Source organism: Actinacidiphila polyblastidii, from assembly GCF_036353415.1.
Classification (GTDB): domain Bacteria; phylum Actinomycetota; class Actinomycetes; order Streptomycetales; family Streptomycetaceae; genus Actinacidiphila; species Actinacidiphila polyblastidii.
Genome location: NZ_JAZEWV010000090.1, coordinates 1 through 615 on the forward strand (window position 1 = coordinate 1; position 615 = coordinate 615).

Sequence of the window (615 nt, forward strand, 5' to 3'; positions counted from 1 at the left end):
TTCGTGGAGTTCTCGCGGCAGGGCGGTCTGTCCCCCGACGGCCGCTGCAAACCCTTCGCCGCAGCCGCCGACGGCACCGGCTGGTCAGAAGGCGCAGGACTCCTCCTGCTCGAACGACTCACCGACGCACAACACAACAACCACCCCATCCTCGCCCTCATCCGCGGCACCGCCATCAACCAGGACGGCGCCTCCAACGGCCTGTCCGCACCCAACGGACTCGCCCAAGAACGCGTCATCCACACCGCCCTCACCAACGCCCACCTCACCCCCCAAGACATCGACGCCGTCGAAGCCCACGGCACCGGCACCACCCTCGGCGACCCCATCGAAGCCCAAGCACTCCTCAACACCTACGGACAACGACCCCCCACCACACCCCCCCTCTACCTCGGATCCATCAAATCCAACATCGGCCACACCCAAGCCGCCGCCGGCACCGCCGGACTCATCAAAATGATCCAAGCCCTCCACCACACCACCCTCCCCCCCACCCTCCACATCGACCAACCCACCCCCCACACCGACTGGACCCAAGGACACATCCAACTCCTCACCCACCCCCAACCCTGGCCCACCACCCACCACCCCCGCCGCGCCGCCATCTCCGCATTC

General features: G+C 67.3%; 1 protein-coding gene. It reads left to right on the top strand.

The features are described 5' to 3' along the window. Positions 1-615, top strand: a 615-nt coding sequence (locus tag V2S66_RS34355) for a polyketide synthase (RefSeq protein WP_330801033.1), incomplete at both ends; no start/stop codon positions are given.